21 protein-coding genes are annotated in these 20,816 nt (G+C 68.8%); 8 read left to right on the top strand and 13 right to left on the bottom strand.

What is annotated here, in order from left to right; genetic code table 11:
* Positions 1-223 precede the first annotated feature (223 nt).
* Together lysX and TPAU_RS08700 are read left to right on the top strand one after the other, a co-directional pair.
* Entirely contained in the window at positions 224-3,586 is a 3,363-nt protein-coding gene (gene lysX / locus TPAU_RS08705; protein WP_013126383.1) for a bifunctional lysylphosphatidylglycerol synthetase/lysine--tRNA ligase LysX, read from the top strand.
* Between the two features lie 5 nt (positions 3,587-3,591).
* Entirely contained in the window at positions 3,592-4,239 is a 648-nt protein-coding gene (locus tag TPAU_RS08700) for a hypothetical protein (RefSeq protein WP_013126382.1), read from the top strand.
* 26 nt (positions 4,240-4,265) lie between these two features.
* Here the strand turns inward: TPAU_RS08700 and TPAU_RS08695 are convergent, their stop codons facing one another.
* The 3 genes from TPAU_RS08695 to TPAU_RS08685 all read right to left on the bottom strand — a co-directional run bounded on the left by TPAU_RS08695 (position 4,266) and on the right by TPAU_RS08685 (position 7,367).
* The gene (locus tag TPAU_RS08695) at positions 4,266-5,882 is read right to left on the bottom strand and encodes an alkaline phosphatase D family protein (protein WP_013126381.1); all 1,617 of its coding nucleotides are present in this window, start codon (positions 5,880-5,882) and stop codon (positions 4,266-4,268) included.
* Between the two features lie 165 nt (positions 5,883-6,047).
* On the bottom strand, positions 6,048-6,317 hold the full coding sequence (rpsO, locus tag TPAU_RS08690; protein WP_013126380.1) for a 30S ribosomal protein S15: 270 nt from the start codon (positions 6,315-6,317) through the stop codon (positions 6,048-6,050).
* Positions 6,318-6,404: 87 nt separating this feature from the next.
* Positions 6,405-7,367, bottom strand: a complete 963-nt coding sequence (locus tag TPAU_RS08685) for a bifunctional riboflavin kinase/FAD synthetase (RefSeq protein ID WP_013126379.1) — start codon at positions 7,365-7,367, stop codon at positions 6,405-6,407.
* 34 nt (positions 7,368-7,401) lie between these two features.
* Between TPAU_RS08685 and TPAU_RS08680 the strand changes: the two genes are divergently transcribed.
* Positions 7,402-8,100: a metal-dependent transcriptional regulator gene (locus tag TPAU_RS08680; protein WP_013126378.1), complete on the top strand. Its 699-nt coding sequence runs from the start codon at positions 7,402-7,404 to the stop codon at positions 8,098-8,100.
* Positions 8,101-8,106: 6 nt separating this feature from the next.
* Here the strand turns inward: TPAU_RS08680 and TPAU_RS08675 are convergent, their stop codons facing one another.
* Together TPAU_RS08675 and TPAU_RS08670 are read right to left on the bottom strand one after the other, a co-directional pair.
* Positions 8,107-8,778: a DNA alkylation repair protein gene (locus TPAU_RS08675; RefSeq protein WP_013126377.1), complete on the bottom strand. Its 672-nt coding sequence runs from the start codon at positions 8,776-8,778 to the stop codon at positions 8,107-8,109.
* Entirely contained in the window at positions 8,775-9,848 is a 1,074-nt protein-coding gene (locus TPAU_RS08670) for a citrate/2-methylcitrate synthase (RefSeq protein WP_013126376.1), read from the bottom strand. Before TPAU_RS08670 ends, TPAU_RS08675 begins: the two co-directional genes overlap by 4 nt.
* Positions 9,849-9,901: 53 nt before the next feature.
* Here TPAU_RS08670 and TPAU_RS08665 point away from each other — a divergent pair, with 53 nt between their 5' ends.
* The gene (locus TPAU_RS08665) at positions 9,902-11,023 is read left to right on the top strand and encodes a citrate/2-methylcitrate synthase (protein ID WP_013126375.1); all 1,122 of its coding nucleotides are present in this window, start codon (positions 9,902-9,904) and stop codon (positions 11,021-11,023) included.
* Between the two features lie 78 nt (positions 11,024-11,101).
* Positions 11,102-12,277 (top strand): GNAT family N-acetyltransferase, encoded by a 1,176-nt coding sequence (locus TPAU_RS08660; protein WP_013126374.1) that lies wholly within the window; start codon positions 11,102-11,104, stop codon positions 12,275-12,277.
* On the opposite strand, the gene truB is transcribed toward TPAU_RS08660, so the two are convergent.
* The 3 genes from truB to TPAU_RS08645 are packed head-to-tail and all read right to left on the bottom strand — an operon-like array spanning position 12,230 to position 14,779.
* Complete coding sequence (truB, locus tag TPAU_RS08655) at positions 12,230-13,123, bottom strand: tRNA pseudouridine(55) synthase TruB (RefSeq protein ID WP_013126373.1); 894 nt, start codon at positions 13,121-13,123, stop codon at positions 12,230-12,232. The genes TPAU_RS08660 and truB overlap by 48 nt on opposite strands.
* A 1-nt stretch (position 13,124) precedes the next feature.
* A complete protein-coding gene (locus tag TPAU_RS08650) occupies positions 13,125-13,793 on the bottom strand; it encodes a 4'-phosphopantetheinyl transferase family protein (protein ID WP_041944877.1) in 669 nt (222 codons plus the stop codon).
* On the bottom strand, positions 13,793-14,779 hold the full coding sequence (locus TPAU_RS08645; protein ID WP_013126371.1) for a metallophosphoesterase family protein: 987 nt from the start codon (positions 14,777-14,779) through the stop codon (positions 13,793-13,795). The genes TPAU_RS08650 and TPAU_RS08645 overlap by 1 nt, the downstream gene beginning before the upstream one ends.
* 41 nt (positions 14,780-14,820) lie before the next feature.
* Between TPAU_RS08645 and TPAU_RS08640 the strand changes: the two genes are divergently transcribed.
* Complete coding sequence (locus tag TPAU_RS08640) at positions 14,821-15,693, top strand: ion transporter (RefSeq protein ID WP_013126370.1); 873 nt, start codon at positions 14,821-14,823, stop codon at positions 15,691-15,693.
* Here the strand turns inward: TPAU_RS08640 and TPAU_RS08635 are convergent.
* Entirely contained in the window at positions 15,608-15,949 is a 342-nt protein-coding gene (locus tag TPAU_RS08635) for an HNH endonuclease (protein ID WP_013126369.1), read from the bottom strand. The genes TPAU_RS08640 and TPAU_RS08635 overlap by 86 nt on opposite strands.
* A 66-nt stretch (positions 15,950-16,015) precedes the next feature.
* On the opposite strand from TPAU_RS08635, the gene TPAU_RS22355 reads away from it, so the two are divergent.
* Positions 16,016-16,291 carry an FmdB family zinc ribbon protein gene (locus TPAU_RS22355; protein ID WP_013126368.1) on the top strand — a complete coding sequence of 92 codons (276 nt, stop codon included), beginning with the start codon at positions 16,016-16,018 and terminating at the stop codon, positions 16,289-16,291.
* Between the two features lie 29 nt (positions 16,292-16,320).
* The gene (fmdA, locus tag TPAU_RS08630; RefSeq protein ID WP_013126367.1) at positions 16,321-17,577 is read left to right on the top strand and encodes a formamidase; all 1,257 of its coding nucleotides are present in this window, start codon (positions 16,321-16,323) and stop codon (positions 17,575-17,577) included.
* Between the two features lie 9 nt (positions 17,578-17,586).
* On the opposite strand, the gene TPAU_RS23135 is transcribed toward fmdA, so the two are convergent.
* The 4 genes from TPAU_RS23135 to rbfA are packed head-to-tail and all read right to left on the bottom strand — an operon-like array spanning position 17,587 to position 20,791.
* Positions 17,587-18,009, bottom strand: a complete 423-nt coding sequence (locus TPAU_RS23135) for a hypothetical protein (protein WP_049825807.1) — start codon at positions 18,007-18,009, stop codon at positions 17,587-17,589.
* A gap of 45 nt (positions 18,010-18,054) precedes the next feature.
* Positions 18,055-19,380, bottom strand: a complete 1,326-nt coding sequence (locus TPAU_RS08620) for an MATE family efflux transporter (protein WP_013126365.1) — start codon at positions 19,378-19,380, stop codon at positions 18,055-18,057.
* On the bottom strand, positions 19,377-20,321 hold the full coding sequence (locus TPAU_RS08615) for a DHH family phosphoesterase (RefSeq protein WP_013126364.1): 945 nt from the start codon (positions 20,319-20,321) through the stop codon (positions 19,377-19,379). Before TPAU_RS08615 ends, TPAU_RS08620 begins: the two co-directional genes overlap by 4 nt.
* The gene (gene rbfA / locus TPAU_RS08610; RefSeq protein ID WP_013126363.1) at positions 20,318-20,791 is read right to left on the bottom strand and encodes a 30S ribosome-binding factor RbfA; all 474 of its coding nucleotides are present in this window, start codon (positions 20,789-20,791) and stop codon (positions 20,318-20,320) included. Before rbfA ends, TPAU_RS08615 begins: the two co-directional genes overlap by 4 nt.
* Between the last annotated feature and the right edge of the window lie 25 nt (positions 20,792-20,816).

Genomic DNA, 20,816 nt, shown 5'->3' with positions numbered 1-20,816 from the left:
CGATCGAAGCCGCCGGATACACCGTCGACAGAATGCTGTCGCGGACTCCGGCGGCCACTACCGAGGACCACCCCGCAGGGAGTGACACCGTGGTGGCGCACCGCATCGTCGTGACCGGCCGAAACCGGCGCCGACGTCGAACGGACCTGTGGAAAGGCTATCATTTGGAGTCTTTTCCACGTGAGTCGTACACGCCGTGCAGGCACGCCGAGAGAGGAAGCCGATGCAGCAGAGCGTCCGCGAGCGGACCACCGAGGCGACTGCCACCTGGCTGGCCCGGACGATGTTCTTCGCCGCCATCGTCTCACTGCTGGGCGCGCTGGTCCACGGCGACCGCATCCTGCCGATCCTCGCCGATGTGCTGGGCGTGCTCGGCATCCCCTCGTTCCCCAGCCTGCTGTTCGTCGCGCTGCTGACGGTGCTTAGCGGGGCGCTGCGCCGGCGGCTCCGGGCCGCGCACACCGTGGCCTGCGCTCTCATGGCCACGGAGGTCGCGGCGAACATTTTCGTCCTGGTGCTCGTGGTCACCGAGGAGCTCGGCGACGACGACGGCAGCGCCCGCGTGCCGGCCCTGCTGGCGAACTACTTCGAGGCCCGCTACTCGTTGCCGGGCGCGGCCTTCGCGGCTGCGGTGAGCGCGGCGACGCTCGCCCTGGTCATCGCCGCCCGGCCCGCCTTCCCCGCGAAGCTGGCCCACGGGTCCCGCCGCGCGGCGCTCGGCGTCCTGGTGGGCGGGCTACTGCTGTCGTACCTGGTCACGCTGGCGCTCACGTTCACCTTCCCGGGCCGGCTACGCGGTCCGGTCGAGATCGCGGTGTGGGCGCTGCGCTCGACCTTCGGCGTCTCACTCCCCCGCCCGCTGGACCTGCTGCTCAACGGTCACTCCGGCCCGCAGTGGATCTACTCCTTCGCCGGCATCATGTCGGCGACGGTGCTGATCCTGGCGCTGATGGCGTTCTGGCGCGCCGGTCGCGGCGACGAGCTGATGACCGAACCGGAGGAACTGGAGGTGCGCCGCCTGCTGCTCACCTACGGCGAGGACGATTCACTGGGCTACTTCGCCACCCGGCGCGATAAGTCGGTGATCGCGGCTCCCGATCGCAGAGCGGTGGTCACCAGCCGGGTGGTGGGCCCGGTGTCGATGGCGAGCGCCGATCCGATCGGCGACCGCGAGTCGTGGCCCGCCGCCGTGCACGCCTGGCTGGAGGACTGCCGCCGACACAGCCTGTACCCGGCGGTCCTTGCGGCGAGCATCGACGGTGCCGCGGTGTACGAGGCTGCCGGGCTGCGGACACTCAACATCGGCGACGAGGCGATCATCCACGTCGATCGGTTCACGCTCAAGGGGCGCGAGATGCGTGCGGTACGGCAAGCCGTCACCCGCGTGAGCGGCGCCGGGTACACGCTGCAGGTGCGCCGCCACGCGGACCTCACCACCGAGGAGCTGACGCAGGTCGCACAGCTCGCGGAGAAGTGGCGCGGCGAGGAGACCGAGCGCGGCTTCTCCATGGCCCTCAACCGGATCGGCGACCCGGTGGACGGTCGGTGCGTGCTGGTGACCGCGCACGACGCCGCCGGCGAGGTGCGCGGTCTTTTGAGCTTCGTGCCCTGGGGCACCCGCGGCCTCTCGCTCGATCTGATGCGTCGCGACCGGAACGCGGAGAACGGGCTCAACGAGTTCATGGTGGCCAAACTCGTCGAGGCCAGCGCGGAGATCGGCATCCGTCGCATCTCCTTGAACTTCGCCGTTTTCCGCGCTGTCTTCTTCGAAGCAGACCGGGTGGGCGCGGGGCCCGTCACCCGGATGGTGGATTCGGTGCTCAGCTTCGCGTCGAAGTTCTATCAGTTGGAAACGTTGTATCGGTCGAACGACAAGTACCGACCGGACTGGGTGCCTCGGATCCTGTGCTACGACCCGACGCTCACCGCGGTGCGAGCCGGTATCGCGGTGGGAACCGCCGAGGGCTTTCTGCCGCAGATCGGGCCGAAGTTCCTCTCCGGCCCCACTGTTCCCGACGAGCAGGATCAGCGCGACCCAGAATTCGTCGTGCGCCTCCTCGCCGAGGAGGAGCGCCTACTGCACCGCGAGGCGCCCGCACCACGGCTTTCCGAACAGCAGCGGGTGCGTCGCCGCAAACTCACGGCGATGGAGGCGGCGGGGATGCCCGGCTATCCCCCCTCGGTGCCGCGCACCGCCTCGCTCGCCGAGGTTCGCGGGCACCTCAATGGCCTGGCCCCCGATTCATCGACGGACACCGTTGTTTCCGTGACCGGCAGGGTGCGTGGCGTGCGTGACTACGGTGGCGTCACCTTCGTCGATCTTCACGAGGACAGGGCCACCTTGCAGGTGATCGCCGAGCGCGGTCGTACTCCCGACGACGTGCGCGCCTTCTGGCGCGAGTCGATCGACATGGGCGACCTGGTGTCGGTGACCGGTGAGATGGTCACTTCGCACACGGGTGAGCTCTCGGTTCTGCTCCAGGACTGGGCCATGGCCGGGAAGTGCCTCTCACCGGTCCCGAAGCCGCGGGTGCGACTCGGCGACGAGACCAGGGCGCGCAGCCGCTCCCTCGACCTGATGACCGATGACGGTGCTGTCGACCTGCTCTACCGCCGCTCGCGGGCGGTCGCGGCAATGCGCGCCGCGTTCACCGATCGCGGCTTCACCGAGGTCGAGACGCCGATGCTGCAGTCGGTGCACGGCGGCGCGGCGGCACGCCCGTTCACCACGCACATCAACGCCTACGACATGGATCTGTACCTCCGGATCGCGCCGGAGCTCTACCTCAAGCGGCTCGCGGTGGGAGGCATGGGCCGGATCTTCGAGATCAACCGGAACTTCCGCAACGAGGGCGCCGACGCCACCCACAACCCGGAGTTCACCTCGCTCGAGGCCTACGAGGCGTACGGCGACTACACCACCATGCGAACACTGACCCGCGAGGTGATCCTCGGCGCCGCGATCGCCGTCAACGGCCGGCCGATCGCGGTACGGCCCGACGGTTCCGGTGGAACACGCGAGGTGGACCTCACCGCCGAATGGCCGGTGATCACGGTGCACGAGGCTGTTTCCCGGGCCGTCGGCACGTCGGTGACACCCGACAGCGAGGTCGAGGAGTTGGAGGCGCTGTGCAAGCAGTGGCACGTCGCGGCTCCCCGGGGAGCGTCGGCGGGCAAGCTGGTCATGGAACTGTACGAGGGGCTGGTGGAAAAGCAGACCGAGTTCCCCACGTTCTACTGCGATTTCCCGATCGAGGTCTCGCCACTGGCGCGCAGACACCGCCGCGATCCGCGACTCACGGAACAATGGGACCTGGTGGGTTTCGGCGCCGAGCTGGGTACTGCCTACACGGAACTGACCGATCCGATCGATCAGCGCGAGCGGCTCACCCAGCAGTCGATGGCCGCGGCCGCCGGTGATCCGGAGGCGATGGAACTCGATGAGTCCTTCCTGGATGCCCTGTCGTACGCCATGCCACCGACCGGCGGTCTCGGCATCGGTGTGGACCGGATCATCATGCTGCTTGCGGGAGTGAACATCCGCGCCACGCTGGCCTTCCCGTTCATCAAACCCCAGGACCGCTGAGCCCGGTGGTCGAAGAACAGGCGCGCCTATACGGCTCGTGGCGAGCGAACACGACCGCAGACGCCCTCGCCTTGTTCGAGAACTACCCCGGACTCTGGTGGGTGGCCGGTGGCCACGCGATCGAGGCGTTCACCAAGTCTCCACGCCCTCACAGCGACCTCGATGTCTCGATTCCCCGCGCGGACGTGCCAGTCCTGCGCCGGCATGTGGCCGGACAGTTCGATGTGTGGCAGGCCGACTCCGGCACACTGCGCCCGATGGTCGACGATGCCGACACCGTCACCCCGACGTGCAGCAATCTATGGCTCCGCGAACATGGCGACGCCCCATGGGAGTTCGACGTGCTCCTCGCGATCACTAGCGCAGCCACCTGGACGTACGAGCGCGACCGGCGAGTGAAACTCACGCTCGACGATGCCCTGTGGGACCTCGACGGGGTGCGGTACCTAAGTCCCGAGGTCCAGCTCCTCCACAAGGCGCCCGGGCTCCGCGCCAAGGATCAGGCGGACTTCGACGCCTGCCTACCCCGCCTCGCCCCCGCCCAGAGCGGGTGGCTGCTGTCCGCCCTTGGCCTCGCGCACCCCCGCCATCCGTGGATCGTCGCGCTCCGTGCTCATCGCGGACAGATTCCGCGACGCGTGCCTACGCCGTGAGTACGCTGCTCGGTCGCGGCTGAGACTCAGTCCACGGTGATCTCGGGCCGACCCGACGGGATCGTGACGGTCGCGCGGCGATGCAACGGCAGGCCGCGATTGGCGATCGAATCGGCCACCCGGAACTCCGCCCGCCACTGCTCGTGGGAGAGCCGGTTGAGCATGTAGCCGCGCTGCGCATTGCCGAACTTCACGTGCGGTGAGGCCGCCTTGATGGCCTGATCGGCGGAGTCACTGTCCTTGCCGTCCTTTCCGGACGCGATCGACGTGCCCGCCAATTCCACACCGACCGTGGGAACGTCGCGGGTATAGGTGGACTTCAGCTCCGAGACCACGTTGCGGTGGATATCGCCGACGATGGAGACCAGATTGGGCACCTTTCGCTGTGCGGCACCGTCGAGGATGCGGGCCCGTGAGGCCTCGTAGCCGCTCCACCCGTCCATCGAGACGATGCGGACGCCGTCCTTGTTCCGCGCGAGGTCGGCGATGGTGGTCTGGTGCGCCAGCACGTTCCACCGCGCACCGCCGGTGCCGAGGCCGTCGAGGATCCACTTCTCCTGCGCCGCACCGGTGATGGTGCGACCGGGGTCGGCGGTGGCCGCATCCTGCGGACTGTCCTTGTCGTCGTTGGCCTGGTCGCTGCGGTACTGCCGGGTGTCGAGCACGCTGAACCGGGCGAGGTCACCGAACTCGAATCGCCGGTACATGCGGATATCCGCACCATCGGGGCGCAGGGCCGCGCGCACCGGCGTGTTCTCCCACCACGCCTTGAACGCCGCCGCACGGCGCACGATGAATTCGGACGGCGATTGTCCCTTCTCCGGAATACCAGCAGCCCAGTTGTTCTCGACCTCATGATCGTCGTAGGCACAGATGAACGGCGCCGCACGATGCGCGGCCTGCAGATCGGGGTCGAGTTTGTACAGCGCGTAGCGATCGCGGTAGTCGGCGAGGGTCGTCATCTCGGTCCACGCCGACTTGGGCACGTCCGTGGTGGGGCGGCGCACCGTCGCGGGCTTGATCTCGTACTCGTAGACGTAATCGCCGAGATGGAAGACCACGTCCGGTGCTGCGTCGGCGAGATCGGCGTAGGCGTTGAAGTAGCCGTCCGTCCACGCCTGGCACGAGACCACAGCAAAGGACATCGCACCCACCCGCGCCCCCGCGGCGGGCGCTGTGCGGGTACGACCTACCGGCGAAACGTCGGAGCCACAGCGGAATCGGTAGAAATAGTCGGTGGCGGCCCGCAGCCCCCGGACATCGACGTGCACGCTGTGCCCGTCCTGCGGCACAGCTGCGGTATCGCCGCGCTGGACGACATTGCGGAATCCACGATCGGAGGCGATCTCCCACTGCACCGGAACGGGTCGGTCGGGCATGCCCCCACCGGGCTGCAACGGCCGGCGCGCGAGCCGCGTCCACAGCACCACCGAATCCGGCAGCGGATCGCCCGAGGCCACGCCGAGCGTGAATGGATCACCGGCTGCGACCGGGTCCGCCGCGGCGACGGTCTGGCGCAGCAGCTGCGGAGTGAAGGCGACGCCGCCGACCACGCCCATCCAGGTCATGAACCGGCGGCGGGACGTACCCGCGACGACGGTGCGGCCGGGCAGGACATCGAACGGGGCTGATCGGTGCGACATGGATACAGGTGTTACCGAACGAATGTGACCCGCGCGACACTTCGAGATGGCCACCCCGGCCACGCCGGGTGAAGCGCCGATGAACCGCGCTGGAGCGCAACGCGATGGCCGCCAACGCCGACGGCCCGCCCCGATCAATGGGGCGGGCCGTCGGTGAGGACGTTCTTAGCGGCGCAGGCCGAGGCGCTCGATGAGCGAGCGGTAACGGTTGATGTCGACCGAGGCGACGTACTTCAGCAGGCGACGACGACGGCCGACCAGCAGCAGCAGGCCGCGGCGGCTGTGGTGATCGTGCTTGTGCTGCTTGAGGTGCTCGGTGAGATCGACGATGCGCTTGGTGAGCAGCGCGACCTGGGCCTCGGGCGAACCGGTGTCGCCCTCGTGCAGGCCGTACTCGGCGAGGATCGACTTCTTCTGCTCAGTGGTGAGCGACATGGATAGGCTCCTTCTCAGTATCGCGTCGTCAACATCCGTACCGCCGCCGCGAACCACAGCAGGCACGAACGACCACGTTACCAGAGGTCAGGCGATTCCCAGAATCGCCCGTGTGCGCTCCACGTCGCCGCCCATCGCCGTGAGCAGATCGTCGATGGACTCGAACCTCTCCATACCTCGCACGCGTTCCACGAAATCGACCGCCACGTGCTGGCCGTAGAGATCGGCGGAGGTGTCCAGGACGAAGGCCTCGACGGTGCGAGTTCGCCCGGAGAACGTGGGATTGCTGCCCACGGACACTGCCGCGGGGTACCGCTCCCCCGGCGTCACCTGGCCGACCACCGGTCCGGCACCGAGCACGGTGAACCACGCGGCGTACACGCCGTCGGCGGGGATCGCGGCGAACATCGGCGGGGCGACGTTGGCGGTCGGGAAGCCGAGCTCGCGGCCTCGTCCGTCACCGCGGACCACGACCCCCTCCACGCGATGCGGGCGCCCCAGGGCCTCGGCGGCAGCCTTGACATCACCGGCGTCCACGCAGGAGCGGATGTAGGTCGACGAATACGTCACCGCGTGCTCGGTGAGCAGGGGCACCGAATCGACCGAGAAACCGAACTTCTGGCCGAGCCGGCCGAGCATCTCGACGTTGCCCAGAGCGCGGTTGCCGAAGGTGAAGTTGTCGCCCACCACGACCGCAGCGGCGTGCAGCCGCTCCACCAGCACCGAATGCACGAAGTCTTCGGCGGGCTGTGCCATGACGGTGGCGGTGAAGGGCATCACGCAGAAGACATCGATGCCGAGCTCCTCAGCGAGTTCGGCGCGCCGGGTGAGCGTGGTGAGCTGAGGCGGGTGCGATCCGGGCCGCACCACCTCGGCGGGATGCGGGTCGAAGGTCATCAGGACCGCCGGGAGGCCACGTTCGTGAGCCTCCGCGGTCGCGCGTGCGATCAGTTGGGCATGGCCGCGGTGTACACCGTCGAACACGCCGATCGTCACCACACAGCGTCCCCAGTCCGCGGGAACGTCATTGAGCCCTCGCCAGCGAAGCACGCACTCACCCTATCGGACGGCCTATGGTGGACGCGTGAGTAAGCCTCCCCTGTCTGAGTCGCCCCGGCCCGTCGGCGAGCTGTCCGCGGTCACACAGGACTACCTGAAGCAGATCTGGACCGCCCAGGAGTGGGCGGATGTCAAGGTCAGCACCAAGTCGTTGGCCGATGCGCTCGGTGTGTCCGCCTCCACCGCGTCCGAGGCCATCCGCAAGCTCGCCGACCAGGGACTGGTCAATCACGCGAAGTACGGCGCCGTCACGCTCACCGACGAGGGTCGGGCCGCAGCCACGGCGATGGTCCGGCGGCACCGCCTCTTGGAGACCTTCCTGGTCTCGGAGCTCGGGTACGGCTGGGACGAGGTGCACGACGAGGCGGAGGTGCTCGAACACGCCGTCTCCGAAAGATTCCTGGCGCGCCTCGACGAGCGACTCGGGTTCCCCGAGCGTGACCCGCACGGCGACCCGATCCCCCAGCCCGATGGCACCGTTCCCACACCCGATGCCCGGCTGCTCTCCGAACTCGACGCCGGGGCGACGTGCACCGTCGCGCGCATCTCGGACGCCGACCCCGAGATGCTCCGGTACTTCCAGGATGTGGGAATCTCGCCGGACGCCCGGATCGAGGTCGTGGAGCTGCGCAAGTTCCTCGGGACGGTGGCGGTCACCGTCAACGACGGTGCGCCGCTCGACCTGGGCGATGTGGCCGCCCAGTCGATCTGGGTCCGCGACTGACCGCTGTCACAGGTTCTTGAGCGCCTCACGCCTGGAGAGCCCGCTGAGCACGTCCTCATGGTCGCAGACGTAGGCTCGCACCCAATCGGGATCAGTCTTGGCGTGCTCGCGCAGTGCCCACCCGATCGCCTTGCGGAGGAAGAACTCCGGCTCGGAGAGAGCCGGCTCGATCACCTCGGTCAGCACGCCGGTATCGAGCCGGTCCTTCCGGCTTAGTTGCGAGATGATCGCCAACCTGCGCAACCACAGGTTCTCACCCAGGCTCCATCGCCGCACCGCGTCGGCGGTCTCAGCGGGATACTCGTCGTGGAGGTCCGCGATATGCCGTGCTACTTCATCGACGTGGTCCCACCAGGCGCCCGTCACCGCGATCTTCTCGTGCAGCGGAAGCAGTTCTAGCACTCCCCTCGTCAGCCGGTCGCGCATCAGATGCTGCGCGGCATACCGCTCCTCGCGGAATTCGGCACCGTCCCAGAGATCCTCAACGGTCACCAGCAACTCGTCGAGACCGGCAGGCGGATGCGCGCGCCGCGCGGCGCCGGTGATCGACCGGGCGAGCGGCGCTGGTACACCGAGGAAGGGCATCTCGGACTTCATGTACGCCTGCATCTTCGGCGCGCGATCGGCATCCGCGGCAGCGCGGAGTTCGGCCCGGATTCGGTCGGCCAATTCGGTCATCGCTCACTCCTGCCGTTACCACCGCGCCAGCGCAGCGGCGCCTCGTCGTACTCCTCGGCGATATGCGCCGCCATTCCCACGGTGCGCCCGTACTGGAACAGCACCTCACCGGTCTGCGGCGGCAGCCCCAGCGTGAGGGCGACGACCGCACTCGCGAGATCGATATTGATCCGCCGCTCGACTCGTGCCGCCACCTCGGTCAGTGCTGCGAGTGCAGGCGCATCGGGCTCCTCGGCACGCACCCGATCCAGTACCACCGTCGCCCGCGGATCGTGGTCCCGGTAGATGATGTGCCCGAATCCGGGAATAACGCCAGCCGACGAGGATTCAGCAATCACGTCGGCCACATCGTCGCCGCGGAGCACGCGTTCCAGCAGCCGGTACGCGGCGAGCGGCGCGCCGCCGTGCAGCGGCCCCGACATCGCGCCGTAGCCCGCCACCAATGCATCCAGCAGTCCGGCTCGCGCGGACGCGGCGACGCGGGCCGCGGTGGTCGACGCGGCGAGACCGTTGTCGATCAGACAGGTGGCGATCGCATCGATCCACGGATGATCGAGTCGCACCTCGGGCACCAGGTCGGCGAGCACCGGGAGCAGTCCGAGCGCACGCTCCGGGATCGCCGAGCGATCGGCGCGCAGTGGATCGTGCGCGGCGAGGAGCGCGACGGCGAGCGGGATCCGCCGCTCCAGCCCGACGGCCCGCGCCACGTCGAGATCGACCGTCGGCGGCGGCACCACCACGTCGGCCTCCAGGACGAACCGGGCAGCGCCGTCGAAATTCAGATCCGCACAGACGGATTCGATACCGCGCCCGCGTAGGAACAGGCGGTCCTCACGCAGCGCGGACACCCGAGTCGTCACCGCCCGGAAGCGCAGAAGTCGGTCTGCCTCACGGCGACCGTCGGATTTGGCGGCGGCCAGAGAATCGACCTGGGTGCGGTCGAACAAGGACTCCGCCTGGCCGGGCATGCGTCGGGAGAGGAGCACGCCGCGGCTCACATAGGAGTACAGCGTGCTGCGCTTGACGCCGAGTCGCTGCGCGGCCTCGGACGTGGTGATCCAGGCGTCCACGGGTTGATTCAATCAACATTGCGAGGGTTGATCAACATCGACACACTCAGGACATGACCACTGCGATCACCGCTCCGCGCGGGCTCAAGAACGTCGTCGTCGCCGACACCGAGTTGGGTGACGTGCGCGGCGAACAGGGCTTCTTCCACTACCGCGATCGCGATGCCACCGTGCTCGCCCGCACCCGGACGTTCGAGGACGTCTGGCACCTGATGATGTACGGGGCATTGCCCACCACCGAGGAATCCGCCGAGTTCAGCCGCCGCGTCGGCGAGCTGCGGACTATTCCAGGCAGGATCGTCGACCTCCTCCGCGCCACGGTCACCGACGGCACCGATCCCCTCCGGGCTCTACGCGTTGCAATCTCCGCAGTGGGCCTCGCCGACCTTCCCCTCCTCGACCTGCAGGAGGAGGACCGACGCGACGCGGCGCTGCGCTACGCAGCCGTCTTCCCCACGATCCTGGCCGCGGCGCACCGTCTGGCGTCCGGAACGGACGTGCTCGAACCGGATCCGTCCGCGGGACACGCCGCGGACTACCTCCGGATGGCCACCGGGGGCTGCGCCGCCCGCGACGTCGCTGCCGTCCAGACCTACCTGGTGGCGACCATCGACCACGGTTTCAATGCGTCGACGTTCGCCGGGCGCGTGATCGCCTCCGCCGGCTCCGATATGGCGTCCTGCATCCTGGGGGCGGTGGGCGCCTTCCTCGGGCCACTGCACGGCGGCGCTCCGAGCCGGGCTCTCGCCTCTCTGGACGCCATCGGCGACCCGTCGAACACCCGAGCCTGGGTCCGCGAGCGCGTCGCCAACGGCGACGTGATCATGGGCTTCGGTCACGCCGTGTACCGCACCCATGACCCGCGATCAGAACTGCTCAAGCAGGTCGCCCTGAGTTATGACAGCGCGCTGGTGCGCCGCGCGACGGCCGTGGAGCGCGAGATCGAAGCAGCGATCAACGAGCTCAAACCAGGGCGTTGGCTGTACGCGAACGTCGAGTACTACGCCGGCGTGGTGATGAGCGAAGCGGGCTTGCCACCCACCATGTTCACGCCGACCTTCGCCGTCGCGCGGGCGGTCGGTTGGACCGCGAACGTCCTGGAGCAGGCCCGGGACGGTAAAATCATTCGGCCGTCCGCGCGGTACACCGGGCCCCAGCCCATCCCCGGCGTGTGAGGCACCTGAATTCCAGTGCCTCAACTTTTCGCCATACCGACACCTCCATTGCGCTGATGTTGCAATAACATACCTGGAATGTTGAGCCCCTACTCCGGACGTTTCCGCGTCGGCGACCGCGTCGTCGAACTCCGAGCCCCCCGTTTGTCCGACGCCAAGGCATGGCGTCGCACCAATCTCGAGCACGAGGATCGGTTGCGTCCCGCATTCGGCAGCCCGCACTCCGACTGGGAGGCGGCGCACTCCGCCGCCGAGTGGGCGCACACCTGGCTGGCCGCGCGCTCGGGCGCCGGCGTCCCACTCTCCCGGGTGCTGATGGTCGACGACGGCGACTCCGATCGGATGGTCGGTCAGCAAACCTATGCGGGCCCGGATCCGCGCACCGGCCACGCCGAAGTCTCCACGTGGATCGCCGGCCTGGATGACTCGGCCGTGATCGCGCGGTGGATGTCAGCAATGTGCGTACTCGAGGTTCTCCGCCTCAATCCACACCTGCGCTACATCACGGCACCACTGGCGGTGACGAATGCGCCTGCCATCGCGCTGGCGAAGGCCAGCGGGTTCACCTGGGTGCAAGACCAACGAGGCCTGCGCGAGTACAACGGTCACCCCATCGACCACACCGTGTACGCCCTCGCCAACAGCCTCGAGTCGAGAAGCATGCTGGCGAAGATCGTGTCCTCGTTCAACCCGGAGCCGATCCGGCCACGCCGCACCATCGCCCCCTCGCCGGAGGTCCTGCTGGGCCTTGCCCGCGTGGGTGTACGCCGGGCGCGCGCCGGCCTGCGTCCGAGAGCGGTCGAGACAGCTCGACTCCTCCCCACCCACTCGGCCCAGAACGGGCACGACATCGAGTTCACCTTCGACCCGAGCGGGTATTACACAGTGACCGTCGACGGTACGCAGATGGGCCAGGTGGAGGTGCACGGCGATCCGGGCACCTCGACGACGGAAGTCATCGATCGCCTGCGCGACGAGGAGCAGCCGCAGGCCGCGGTCGCGGCACTCGTCGCCGCCTGTCGCGCCCTCGCCGACCGCCAGGACACCCGGCGGCTCACGCTGGCGTTGGCCGACCGTCATGCGAGTGCCACTTCCCAGCTCACCGCGCTCGGCTTCGAATCCGAAGGCACCGCGCTGCCCACCAGAGGCGACGAGGCGACCCCCCGGGCCGCCTGGACCCGTTACCAGGAACAGTCCGTCGGCGCGTCAAGCGGAGGGGCGCACCACGAAGACCGAGCTCGCCCGGTTGCCTGATTCCTCGAGCAGCGCGATCGCTCGCCCACCGGGAGCCACGGCCGCGTACACACCGGGCATACCGATCGGGTCCAGCCACCGGCCCAGCGAGAGGTCGACGGCCTGCTCATCGGTGATCTCCCGGACGGCGAACCCCGTCGCGATCGCGGCATCGATGTCATAGGACAGCCGCGGTGTTTCGAACAGCTCGTCCAGAGTGACAGCGAGATCGAGACCGTACGGCCCGACGCGGGTGCGCCGCAGCGCGGTCAGGTGTCCACCGACGCCGAGGGCGGCGCCCAGATCACGAGCCAGGGCCCTGACATAGGTGCCCGACGAACACTCCACGTGCACATCGACGTCGAGGAAGTCACCGTCACGCCGGAATGCATGCGCGGCGAACTCGTCCACCCGGACGGGCCGCGCCGTGAGCTGCACATCGGCGCCCTCGCGCACCAACTGATGGGCCCGCTTACCGTCGACCTTGATGGCGCTGACGGTGCTCGGAACCTGCTCGATGTCACCGGTGAGCGGTGCCATCGCCGCGATCACGTCGGCATCGGAGAGTCCCGCGGCCGCTGCGCCGCCGGTGATCTCCCCTTCGGCGTCGTCGGTCGAGGTCGAGGCGCCCAACCGGACGGTCGCCGAATACGCCTTGGTAGTGAGCGCCAGATGACCGAGCAACTTGGTGGCGCGCTCGATTCCGATCACGAGTACGCCGGTGGCCATGGGATCGAGCGTGCCCGCGTGGCCCACCTTGCGGGTGCCCATCGCACGGCGGCACCGCGCCACCACATCATGGCTCGTGAGGCCGGCGGGCTTGTCGACGATGATCAGTCCGGCGCCGTCCGGTTCCAGGTACGCCACCTCACACCACCGCGATCGAGGTGACGATGAGGCCGTCGACGATGCGCCAGCGCCCGTCGAACGAGGCGACCGGCGGACCGCCGTCCGTGGCCTTCCCATCGATCAGGATGCGGGAGGAGAACCTGCCCTCGGCGGAGTCGTCGGTGCGGTCATCGAGTGCGAAGGAGATCTCGGCGTCCTCGAAGCCGAGCCACCGGCCCGTGATCGGGTTCCACGCCTTGTAGGTGGCCTCCTTGGCGCAGAACAGGAGTCGATCCCAGTGCAGGCCGTCATCGGGGCGTCCGGCGAGCACCTCGCGTTCGGACTCGACGGAGACCGTGGGAAGCACCTTATCGGGCAGGGGCAGGTGCGGCTCCGCATCGATGCCGACGGTGCGCACGCCCATCCGGTAACCGACCACCGCACCGCGGTAACCATCGCAATGCGTGAGCGCGCCGACCACGTTGCGTGGCCAGTCCACGCCGCCGCCCTCCCCCTTCACCAGCACCGCGTCACCGATCCCCAGCTCTCCCAACGCCTCCCGCGCGAGGTAGCGGACCGTCGTATATTCAGCCTGCCGCTTGGGCACCGCCTTCGCGATCTGGGCCGCCTCACGAGGGTGCAGGGGCGCATCCACGTCGGACTGTGCCTCCCGGGCCACCACGCCGCGGGGCAGCATCGACTGCAGAATCATTCCTCCACCTTCCGAGCCTCGCGTGCGGCGCGGCGTTGCGCAACCCGCGCCCGCGCCGCATCACGCATGTTCACCGCTCGCTGCCGCGCTTTCGCGGCTTCCGCGGGATCGACCGTGAAATGAACCCCGTACTCCCCCAACGACTCCTCGGTGTACTCGGGAGCCGGCAGGATCTGCCGCAGCAGCGGCTCGGGCAGTCCTCGCTGCTTCCACTCGCGCGGGTAGCCCACCGACACCTCCTCGAACCGGACGCCGTCGTACCAGATGGTCCGCGGGATGTGCAGGTGCCCGTACACCACCGCTTCCGCCCGGTAGCGCAGATGCCAGTCGGCGGACTCGACGGTGCCGCACCACAGCGCGAAGTCAGGGTAGAACAGCACCTCGGTGGGCTCGCGGCGAAGAGGCCAGTGATTGATCAGCACGGTCCGCGAGCCGGCGGGCAGTGCCGCGAGCCGCCTCCGGGTGTACTCCAATCGAGCGGCGCACCACGCGTCGCGGGTGGCATAGGGCTCGGGCGAGAGCAGGAACTCATCGGTGGCGACCACATTGTTCTCCCGCGCCGCGGCGAGCGCCTGCGTCTTGGTCTTGTCCGGGTCGCGGAAGGTGTAGTCGTAGAGCAGGAACATCGCGGCGATCGTGACCGGTCCCGAGGCGGGGTCGTCGAACACCGGATACGGATCCTCGGGCGTCAGCACGCCGTGGCTTCGGCAGAGATCGACGAGATGGTCGTACCGCGCAGCCCCGAAGACCTGCATCGGGTCTTTCGCGGTGGTGTACAACTCGTGATTGCCGGGCACCCAGATCACCGTGGCGAATCGGGGAGCGACGGCCGCCAGCACCTCGTCGAGCGCATCGGTGCGCTCGCAGATGTCGCCGGCCAAGATCAACCAGTCGTCCGGCGTCTCGGGACGGATCCGGTCGACGATCTCTTCATTTCCGCGGTGCCCGACATGCAGGTCACTGATCGCAAAGAGCTTCGCCACCCCTCCACGCTACCGGACTCGGCTCAGTAGTCTCGGGGGCGATGAGCACCACCGAAACCGAAGCCCTGGGCGCCTACCCGCGCAAACCGCCCGTCCTGTGGACCGACTGGGCCATGGTGGCACTCGCCGTGGTCTCGGTCGCCCTCATCGCATGGATCAGCTTCTTCGACGTCGCCGCTTCGACCGAACGCACCATCTTCATCATCGACGGCGTGATCTGCGCCATCTTCGCCGCGGAGTTCCTGTGGCGCTGGCGGCGGGTGGGCTGGCACCCCAAGTTCCTGCTCTACAACTGGTACGAGGTGCTGGGCATGGTGCCCGCCTTCATCCTGACCGCGCCGTGGTTCCGCGCCTTCCGGCTGCTGCGCATCGTCGTCGCACTGGCGAGGCTGGCTCGCGCGATCGACCGGGTGTACGGCGACCGCATCACCGCGGCCGTGGTCACCCGGGCCACCGGCACCGTGGTCGAGGCGGTGAAGCGGCCGATCACGGTGGCCGTGCTCGACGAGGTCGCCGAAGTGCTCCGCACCGGCAACTACACCGCCAACATCGCCGCAGCACTCGAGGAGAACCGCGACGAGATGGACGCGATGATCCTGGATATGGTGAAGAACGACCCGCAGACCAAGCGGGTCAAGTACATCCCGTTCCACGACGACATCATCCGGCTGATCGCCGATACCGTGTTCCGGATGGTCTTCCAGGTGCTCAAGGACCCGCGCACCGACGAATTGGTCTCCGATGTGCTGCGCGAGAACATCGACCAGATGCGGGACTCGGTGCAACGCAAGGATGATCAGGACAAGCGGGCATCCGCGCAGCCAGACGTCACTGGCGCAGGCGGTACAGGATCTCCGCGTGTCCCTGGAGGAACGCCTTCTCGTCCAAGCGCTTCCGACGCATCCACCCGGTGACCTCGGAGTTGCACTTGCTGGCATTGCACGAGCGGCACGCCGGCACCACGTTCTCCCGGGTGTAGCGGCCACCGCGAGAGATCGGTAGCACACAGTCCTTCTGGAACGGTCCCTCGCCGCCGCAGTACGCACAGGCACCCCACAGCTGCACCAGCAGACCCCAGTCCTCGGGGGTCAGATCGTTGTCGGCGGCGGCCACGCGGCGCGCTCGGCGCCGCGCGATCACGGCCTTGCGGCTGCGGCTCTTCGGTGGCATCGCGGGTAACGCTACCCCGGCCTCGAATACCGCGCGGAAATCGGGCGAACGGGATACCGTCCATTCATGCCTACCTATGAATTCCGCTGCCGCAGTTGCGGACCGTTCGACGCGGTCTATTCGATGCGGGAGGTCCCCGATAGCGCCGCATGCACCTGCGGCGCGGCGGCGCCCCGCGGAATCACCGCGCCGCGGCTGGGCAGCGGCGCGACGAGCGCGATACGCCTGATCGACGCCACACGGGCCACCGCCGAACGCCCCGCCGTGGTCTCGGCTCCCCCGCGCCGGGCCGGTGGCGGCGCACCGTCGAATCCTCGCCACGCCGCGCTCCCACGCCCCTGAACACCCCACCGAAGAAGAGAGGTCCGCTCATGCCAGAGGTCGTCTTCCCACTCGATTCCAGCAAGAAGTTCACCGATCAGGAAAAGGTGGGACACAACCGGTGGCACTACGCCATCCCACCGGCCGTCACCGTCAAGCCGGGCGATACCTTCCGAGTGCACTGCCGCGAGTGGTTCGACGGTGCCATCCACAACGACGATTCGGCCGAGGACATCCTCAACGCTCCCCTGACCACGGTGCACACGCTGTCCGGGCCGATCGCCGTGGAGGGCGCGAAGCCGGGCGACCTACTCATCGTCGACATCGTGGACGTGGGCCCGATCCCCCAGGAGGACAGCGGGCCGCTGGCAGGACAGGGCTGGGGCTACACCGGAATCTTCGCCAAGGAGAACGGCGGCGGCTTCCTCACCGACCAGTTCCCCGACGCATACAAGGCGATCTGGGACTTCACCGGCCACACCGCCACGTCGCGGCACGTCCCGCACGTGAGCTTCACCGGGATCATTCACCCGGGCCTCATGGGCACGGCGCCGTCGAAGGATCTGCTGGCCCGATGGAACGCCCGCGAGGCGGCACTCATCGCGACCGATCCCGATCGCGTTCCGCCGCTGGCGCTGCCGCCCGAGCCGAACGACGCGGTCCTGGGCAGCCTGACGGGCGACGCCTTCACCGCGGCCGCCGCCGAGGCCGCCCGCACCGCTCCGCCGCGCGAGAACGGCGGCAACCAGGACATCAAGAACCTCACCCGCGGCACCCGCGTCTTCTACCCGGTGTTCGTGGACGGCGCGAACCTCTCGGTGGGCGATCTGCACTTCAGCCAGGGCGACGGCGAGATCACCTTCTGCGGCGCCATCGAGATGGGCGGCTTCATCGACCTGCACGTCGACATCATCTCCGGCGGCATGCAGACCTACGGCGTCAGCGAGAACGCGATCTTCCTGCCCGGCGGCGATGTGGGCCCGCGGTACGAGCAATTCCTCGCGTTCTCGGGCACCTCGGTGACCCTCGACGACGAACAGCGCTACCTCGACAGCCATCTGGCGTACCAGCGGGCCTGCCTGCACGCGATCGACTACCTCACCACATTCGGCTACAGCCCGGAGCAGGCCTACCTGCTGCTCGGCGCCGCACCGATCGAGGGACGATTGTCGGGCGTCGTCGACATTCCGAACTCCTGTGCCACCGTGTACATCCCGACGTCGATCTTCGACTTCGACGTGACCCCGGGCAAGAACGGACCGACGCGCATCGACCCGGGCCAGGGCGCGCCGCACGCATCCCGCTGACGGGGCGGATCAGCGCGGCAGTTCGGTGGGGATCCCCGGCGGCAGCGTGATCGTGGGCGGCACTCCCGGGGGCAGCTGAATCCCGGACGGCAGAACGATGGTTCGCGGGATCGTCGTAGGTACCCGCGTGGGGTACTGCTGCGTCGGTTCCTGCTGCGTCGGGACCTGCGTCTGCTGGGTGGTCTGCTCCGGGACCGGCGGGTAGGTGGTCTGCGGTGGTGCGGGCGCCGTGGTCGTCGCGGGCGCCGACGACGCGGTCGTGCTCGGCGTCGCCGACACCGTCGCCGGTGCCGACGGATTGACGGTGAACGAGGGCATCGACCCGCCGTTCGACGGGGAGCAGGCGACCACGGCGCCCAGTCCGGCGAGGAGGGCGCCACCGGCCAGCGCGCGCCGCACCGCCGGCGTGCCGAAGTTCACAGTGTTCATCATGTGTGACATACGAACGCATTTCCGGCGGCATTGCAAGCCGCAACCTCAGCCCGGAGCGCCGACCCGCTCCCAGGTGGTACCGGAGAACCGGAGCACGACGGTGAGGCAGCGCAACGCCATGAACGCGGCCAGCCCCGACCAGATACCCGCGAGCCCCCACCCGAACGCGTATGACAACCAGATCAGCGGCAGGAAGCCCACCAGCGCGGATGCCATCGTCGCCGTGCGCAGGAACGCGGCATCGGAGGCACCGAGGAGCACGCCGTCGAGCGCGAAGACCACACCGGCGACCGGGATCATGGCCACGAGGAACCACCACGGCACCCGCAGTGCCTCGAGCACCGCGGGGTCGGTGGTGAAGACGTGCGGCAGACTCCCGCTCGCGGCGGCGAGTCCCGCGGCGATCACGACCGCGAAACCCGTCGACCAGACGGTGACCCGCCATCCTAGGCGCCGCGCGCCGATCCGGTCCTTCGCGCCGAGTGCGGCGCCGACGAGCGTTTGGGCGGCGATCGCCAATGAATCGAGAACGAGGGCGACGAAGTTCCACAACTGCAGGGCGATCTGGTGCGCGCCGACGTACTGGGCGCCCGCGCGCGCAGCGACCGCCCCCGCCGAGATGAAGCAGATCTGGAACGACAGGCTCCGCACGATCAGATCGCGTCCCAGCACCACCTGCGCCCGCACGATCGACGGTCGAGGGCGCAGAGAGGTCGCAGCCCGGATCAGGGCGCCCAGGAACAGCGTTCCGCTGACCGCCTGACCGGCGAGATTCGCCCATGCCGACCCGACCAGCCCCAGCTCGGGCAGCCCGAGGGCACCGTGCACGAGCATCGGGCACAGCACCGTCGACAGTCCCAACCCGATGAGCACGAAGGCCAGGGGTGGTCGTGGCCGCTGCACGCCCCGCAACCAACCGTTCCCCGACATCGTCAGCAGGATCATCGGGATACCGAAGGATGCCACCCGGAGCCATGATTCGGCGGCGGTCGCGATCTCGTCGCGGCCCGCGATCGCCCGCGTCACCGGACCCGCGAGAACCTGCACCAGAGCCAGCAGGACCGCCCCGACGGCGAGCGCGAGCCACGTGGCTTGGACACCTTCGATCACGGCCCCGTCGGTGTCACCGGCGCCGTACCGTCGCGCGGACCGTGACGTGGTGCCGTACGACAGGAAGGTGAGCTGGGTAGAGACGGTGGCGAGGATGAGCCCACCGACCGCGAGTCCGGCGAGCGGCAGCGCACCGAGGCGACCGATGATCGCCGTGTCCCACAGCAGATAGAGCGGTTCGGCCGCGAGGACGCCGAGGGCGGGCAGTGCCTGCCCGAGGATCCTCCGGCCGAGGCGGCGACCCGAGACGACCTCGGTCACACGCGCTCGAGGAAGGCCTGCACCACCTCGTCGGCCGTGCCGCGGGTGGTGTATCCGGCGGCGAGGCGGTGCCCACCGCCGCCGACCTCACGCGCGAACGCGGCGACGTCCACGGCGCTACGGGCCCGCAAGGAGGCCGACCAGGTGCCCGGCTCCCCCTCTTTGAAGAGCGCGGCCACTTCGCAGTCGTCGGCGGTGCGCAGCAGGTCGATGAGGGACTCGGCGGCATCCCAACCGAGCGTGCCCCGGTCGGCCGCCGAGCACACGGCGTACACCACACCGAGTCCGCCGAAGGCGTCCAGCGCGGCGCGCGCGGACCCCAGTACACCGGCGGCCATGGTGAACCAGCCCCGTGGGTGGGTGTCGAGCAGGTCCTGGGCCAACTCCCGTCCCTGCGCTCCGGCGCCGAGCAGCCGGGCCGCCATGATGTGGCCGGTCGGCGAGGTCCACCGGAAGGATCCGGTGTCGGTGACCAGCCCGGCGTACAGGCAGTCGGCGGTCTCGGCATCGAGCGGGACCTGCAGCGCATCCGCGACGGCCAATACCAACTCGGTGGTGCTGTTCGCCGCCGGATCGATGAGGTTGACCGTACCGAAGCCGGTGTTGGTCGCGTGGTGGTCGATCACCACGCGGACAGGGCTGGACAGAAATGACTCCTCCAGCGACCCCAGGCGCTCGGAACTGGCGCAGTCGACCGCGACGGCGACATCCGCCACGTCGATCGGCTCGCGGAAGGCGGCCGCGTCCGCGAGCCGGCCGATTCCGGAGGGCAACGCCGGACCGGGATGGCTGATGGAGACCTCGGCTCCACGCGTACGCAGAACCCGGGCCAGTGCCAGACCGGAGCCGATGGTGTCGGCGTCGGGCCGGATGTGGCAGTACACCGCTACGCGACGGGCACCGTCGAGCGCGTCAGCGACGGCGGTGAGGCCGGACGTCACCGTTCCGCCTCGTCCTCGTCCGACGGCGCGGCGGCGTCCTCGTCCTCGTGCTTGTACGGATCGGCCTCCCCTGCCGGCTTCGCGTTCGCGGCGGCAGCGGCGACGCGCTCGTCCTGCTCTCGCGCCTTGGCCAGCAGCGCCTCCATGGTGGCGACCGCCTCCGGAACGGTGTCCGGTTCGAACCGCAGGGTCGGTGTGAATCGGACCCCGGTGCCTGCACCCACCTTGCTGCGCAGTTGGCCCCGGGCCTTCTCCAGTCCCGCCGCGGCCGACTCGTAGTCCGGTTCCACATCGAGCGTGGGCCCCATCACGGTGTAGTACACCGTGGCGTCATGGAGATCGTTGGTGACCCGCGCGTCGGTCACGGTCACGAAATCGAGCCGCGGGTCCTTGATGTCGTGCTCGATCGCGGTCGCGACGATCGTCGCGATCCGCTTGGCGAGCTTGGCGGCCCGTGCCGGATCAGCCATCGGTGAACCCCTCATTCTCGCGCCC

Source organism: Tsukamurella paurometabola DSM 20162 (assembly GCF_000092225.1).
GTDB lineage: Bacteria > Actinomycetota > Actinomycetes > Mycobacteriales > Mycobacteriaceae > Tsukamurella > Tsukamurella paurometabola.
This window is presented reverse-complemented; position numbering and strand designations above follow the sequence as displayed.